Origin of the sequence: Mesorhizobium sp. M7A.F.Ca.MR.362.00.0.0, assembly GCF_004023175.1 — a bacterium.
Classification (GTDB): Bacteria; Pseudomonadota; Alphaproteobacteria; order Rhizobiales; family Rhizobiaceae; genus Mesorhizobium.
This window is the reverse complement of the sequence record NZ_RZTF01000465.1, coordinates 1-4,511: the sequence shown is the minus strand read 5'-3', so window position 1 is coordinate 4,511 and position 4,511 is coordinate 1. Positions and strand designations below refer to the sequence as shown.

At 63.1% G+C, this 4,511-nt stretch carries 3 protein-coding genes and 3 pseudogenes; 3 read left to right on the top strand and 3 right to left on the bottom strand.

Going from position 1 to position 4,511, the window contains the following annotated elements:
• Positions 1-228 (top strand): annotated as a pseudogene (locus EOC06_RS33120) (amino acid ABC transporter substrate-binding protein); the annotation flags it as partial.
• Between the two features lie 649 nt (positions 229-877).
• On the opposite strand, the pseudogene EOC06_RS44115 reads toward EOC06_RS33120, so the two are convergent.
• A pseudogene (locus EOC06_RS44115) lies at positions 878-991 on the bottom strand (conjugal transfer protein TraD); the annotation flags it as partial.
• Between the two features lie 629 nt (positions 992-1,620).
• Between EOC06_RS44115 and dusA the strand changes: the two are divergent.
• The gene (gene dusA / locus EOC06_RS33105; protein ID WP_128309773.1) at positions 1,621-2,619 is read left to right on the top strand and encodes a tRNA dihydrouridine(20/20a) synthase DusA; all 999 of its coding nucleotides are present in this window, start codon (positions 1,621-1,623) and stop codon (positions 2,617-2,619) included.
• Positions 2,620-2,629: 10 nt separating this feature from the next.
• Here the strand turns inward: dusA and EOC06_RS33100 are convergent.
• Positions 2,630-3,339 (bottom strand): annotated as a pseudogene (locus EOC06_RS33100) (TIGR02281 family clan AA aspartic protease).
• A 7-nt stretch (positions 3,340-3,346) separates the two neighbouring features.
• A complete protein-coding gene (locus EOC06_RS33095) occupies positions 3,347-3,580 on the bottom strand; it encodes a DUF1289 domain-containing protein (protein WP_027036625.1) in 234 nt (77 codons plus the stop codon).
• Positions 3,581-3,777: 197 nt separating this feature from the next.
• Here EOC06_RS33095 and EOC06_RS33090 point away from each other — a divergent pair.
• Positions 3,778-4,511, top strand: a 734-nt coding sequence (locus tag EOC06_RS33090; RefSeq protein WP_128309772.1) for a nicotinate-nucleotide--dimethylbenzimidazole phosphoribosyltransferase, incomplete at its 3' end; no start/stop codon positions are given.

Below are 4,511 nucleotides of genomic sequence, written 5' to 3'. Positions count from 1 at the left end.
GGACAGAATTATAAGGTAAATGTGCTGAAACAAGATCCGCGCATCGATGCGACCATGAACCCGTCGCAGACCGCCTTCCTGCTGGACAAGAGCAACGAGGATCTTGCGAAGGCCGTTGACACGTCCCTAGAAGCTTACCGCAAGGATGGCGCGATCGCGGAAGCGCTCAAGGCTTACGGGCTGGATCCGTCAGCCGCAGATGTCGGTGGCGCCCGCGTCATCGAGTAAGCCGCTGGTATGAAGGGCCGCTCCGCCTGTGCCTCCCGTTTTTAGGAAGAAAACCGAGCGAGGCGGGCGGCCTGGACGTTTGCTGCGCGGCTGCGATCCGAGCGTGTGCTAAATGCCTGCCGTCGACTACGTCGCCGCCGATGCCTACATCAATTCGGACGCCGGCAGGATCATGGCCTCGCCGGGCGACCAGATGTCGATTGAACCGCAGGATCTAGCCTGACGAATGGGACGTGGCGGTGCTGGTCGATTGGCTTCAGCGCGAGACACTGGCGACTGTCAGCTCGCCGACCTCATCCAAGGCGAGGAGCTTCCCTCGCTTTACGCCCGTTCCTGCTGTGCAGAGCAGTGCCGCTGGCTCGCACCTTGGCTATAGAGCTTCTATCAACGCGCAGTGTGCATGATCGCATCTGTGGGGCGCGGGAGGTTTCGAGGGGAACACGATCTGGCATTTGAAGTTTGCTCCTAGGGCAGCGCCTGCTTTGACGAGCTTCGCCAACTCAAGTCTTGCGCCCTTCCGAGAGAAGATTGTCGCCGGTAGTGACGAAGAGCGCGAAAACTTATTGCGCAAGCTTGACTGCGGCGCTGGCGCACCGGCGGAAGTCTGCTGTTCGGGCTTCGTGCTGGCCGTTGCTCGCGCCAACCGTGGCTAAGTTCGCCGTCCCATCCACTCTTCACGCCGTTCAGCATCGAACGCCTGCCGACCCTTCGCGGCCCATAGATCTCGTGCATGCTCGCCTTCAGCGCTCTGCAATTTGTCGGCCGCCTATCCCGCTGGTTGCCTTTGCCAACGAGGCCAAGCCTCTTCAGGGCGATCCGCGCGAGATCAACCGGTTCGACCTTGACGGGCAGCCCGTGCACCGCAGCGGCATGAGCCAGAATGAGTTTTACGAAACCGATGTCGATGCCTAGCGTCACCGGTCCAGCACCTTGGGCAGCCCGGTCACGGCCGAAACGATTGAGCCGCTCGCGATCGAGAGCCGCGATGTTGCACTTGCCGAGACGTCTTTGGAACAAAGCGAGGGCCGCGGCCTTGGAGCGGCGAGGGGACTTGCCTACATCGCACATGTCGTCGATATGAAGGTCGATGAGTTCGCCGAAGGTTTTCAGGCGCGCTGTTCGAGACTTTGTCGGTGTCTCACCGCGACGACTTGGCGCTCGGTTTCGTCGCCCAGCGGCGTGCGTCGTCTCGGCGCAGGAAGGTTTCGCTGACGTAGCGACCTTTGCGACGGACCTGGACACGCCAGGACCCGGACGAGAGCTTTGTGTAGGTGGCCATTTTTTCGTGTGCGCTCCGTGTGCACTGAGAGATCGAAACGTGGCGAAAAGGGTCGTATTCTGGCGTAAATTGTGTGCACTTGGCACGTTCTAACGATTTGATGTTAAGCAAAAATGCTGCAAAATCAATATCATAGGCTATCCGTGGCCCCGATGATGGACTGGACGGACCGGCATTGCCGGTTCTTCCACCGCCAGCTGACAAGCCATGCGCTGCTTTACACCGAGATGGTGGTGGCCGACGCGGTCATCCATGGCGCGCGCGAGCGGCTGCTCGGCTTCGATGCGGTGGAACATCCGGTCGCGCTGCAGCTCGGCGGCTCGGATCGTGAAAAGCTCGCCGAGGCTGCCCGCATTGGCGAGGCCTTTGGCTATGACGAGATCAACCTCAATGTCGGCTGTCCGTCAGACCGCGTCCAGTCGGGCACGTTCGGTGCCTGCCTGATGAAAGTGCCGGACCTCGTCGCCGGCTGCGTCGCGGCGATGAAAGCGGCGGTGAAGATCCCCGTGACCGTTAAATGCCGTATCGGCGTCGACGAGCAGGATCCGGAGCCGGCCCTGGATGCGCTGGCGGATGGGGTTTTCGATGCCGGCGCCGACGCGTTGTGGGTGCATGCACGCAAGGCGTGGCTGGAAGGGCTGAGTCCCAAGGAAAACCGAGACATCCCGCCGCTCGATTACAGCAGAGTCTATCGACTGAAGGCAAAAAAGAATAACAAATTCATAGGTATAAATGGCGGAATTCAGTCGATTGAAGAGGCGCAGGAGCATCTCGGTCATGTCGATGGCGCGATGCTTGGCCGCGCCGCCTACCACACGCCCGGCATTCTGGCCGGCGTCGATGCCGCTTTCTACGGCGTCCAGTCCGAGCCGTTCGATTTCGCCGCGCTGATCGATGCGATGGCGGACTATGCGGCACGCCATATCGAGCAGGGTGGGCGGCTTGGCCATGTCACCCGCCATATGGTCGGACTGTTCCATGGCCTGCCCGGTGCGCGCCGCTACCGGCAGATCCTGTCCACGGACGCGACAAAACCCGGGGCCGGCCCGGACGTGCTGAAGACGGCTTACGCGGCCGTCGAGTTCGGTGGCGCAGCAGCCGAAGCGGCTTGAGCTTCGGGGATCAATCCCTGAGGATCATGCGGTCGCCGCGCACGTCAAAACCCGACAATGAACCGATGAAGTTCATGCCGAGCAGGCTCTGGCTGAGCATGCCGGGTGCGGCGATCATCACTGACATATCCCTGCGCATGATGCCGCCGATCGCAATCTGATCGGTTTTCACGGCTGCGGCGCGTGCCATGCCGTTGGCGGTCGAAACCGGTATGGTGTAGTTGAGCGCCGCTGGATTGAATCCGGCGGCCTGCGCATCCTGCGACGTCAGCACGGTGCTGGTTGCACCGGTATCCACCACGGCCCGGACCGGGTTCCCATTGACCAGGATGCGCGCTTCGAAATGGCCGTTGTCAGCCTTGTCGAGCGTAACCGTGGCGTGGCCGTCTTCGACGCCAAGCGCAAGCGGGCTGCCGGGAACAAGGCCGGCGGTCACCCGGCTGGCGACATCCTGCAACTCATAGCGATACTGGTAGCCGGCGATCAGCGCGAGTACGATAGCCACCCAGGCGCCGAGATTGCGGGCCATGGTGCCCAGGGGCCGGCCCGAGCGAAGCAAAGCAGGCCGGCGCCGATAAGGGCGCCAAAGGCGCCGAGCCAGATCAGCCGGCTGAAATCGTTGTTCTCCACGCCGAGCGTGCTGCCGGCGGAATCATTGAGCATGAGCAGGACTGCTCCCACCCCGATCACGGCCATCAAAATCCAGAACAACCGGCTCATCCGCACCTCACGATAGCGCGTCGCGTTCGCGCGCCATGCGGGTGCGGCGAGTTTCCCGGCGCGGCCGGCGTTCGACCGTCTCCAGCCGGGCCGGCAATTGCGCCATGACGCTGCGGCGCGTTTCCGTCGTCATCCCGATCCAGGCGCCGATTTCCTCGCGCGTGCGACCGCAACCGAAACAGAAGCCGGTTTTCATGTCGATCGAACAGACCAGGATGCACGGGGATTCGATGGCCGTCATGACTTTCTCTTGGGATTCCATCCGGAATCCCTTGTTCCACCTCCACATGGTGCAACGGCAAAGCCAATGCAAGCCCTCGCGATTGCGCCCTGCGGGGCCGGCTTTGCGCCAAATGCAGGCCCATCATCCCAGAGGTTGTGCCAACCCCGCAAGGCGGCTATGCCGCTCACCAACTCCAGGGAATGATCGATAACAAGATGACGAGCGCACTGCCTTTCGACGATTTTCGCAACCTGTTGGCCAACCTGCCGGCGGCCGACACGGCAGCCGAGACCCGCGTGCGCACGCTGTTTGCCAAGGCCGATAAACCAGGCAATTCGCTTGGCCGCATCGAGGACGTCGCTGCCTGGCTGGCCGCCTGGAGCGGACGGGCTCCGCCCGCGGTGACAAGACCGCTGATGGCGGTCTTTGCCGGCAATCACGGCGTCACGCGCCACGGCATTTCGCCACGGCCGGTGGCGGCGACCGCCAACGCGGTCGAGCTTTGCGCCGCCGGAGGTGCCGCGATCAACCAGATCTGCATTGCCTACGATCTCGGGCTGAAGGTTTTCGATCTTGCCCTGCACATCCCGACCGCCGACATCACCGAAGAGGCCGCACTGGACGAGCGTGGCTGTGCCGCCACCATGGCCTTCGGCATGGAAGCGATCGCCGGCGGCACCGACCTTTTGTGTCTCGGCGATCTCGGCGTCGGCAACTCCACCGTCGCCGCCACCCTGTTTGCGGCGCTGTTCGGGGGCAGGGGCGCCGATTGGGTCGGCCCGGGGTCGGGCGCCGATGCGGCGATGCAGGCACGCAAGACCGACGTGGTCGATGCGGCGCTGGCTTTTCATGGCGGCCATCTCGGCGACCCGCTCGAGGCGCTGCGCCGGGTCGGCGGCCGTGAATTCGCAGCGATCGCCGGCGCCATCCTTGCCGCGCGCATGCAGAA

Excerpts from the sequence above, each read along its gene's own strand:
- EOC06_RS33095 (WP_027036625.1), bottom strand. The coding sequence starts at position 3,580 with ATGACGGCCATCGAATCCCCGTGCATCCTGGTCTGTTCGATCGACATG.
- dusA (WP_128309773.1), top strand. The coding sequence starts at position 1,621 with ATGCTGCAAAATCAATATCATAGGCTATCCGTGGCCCCGATGATGGAC.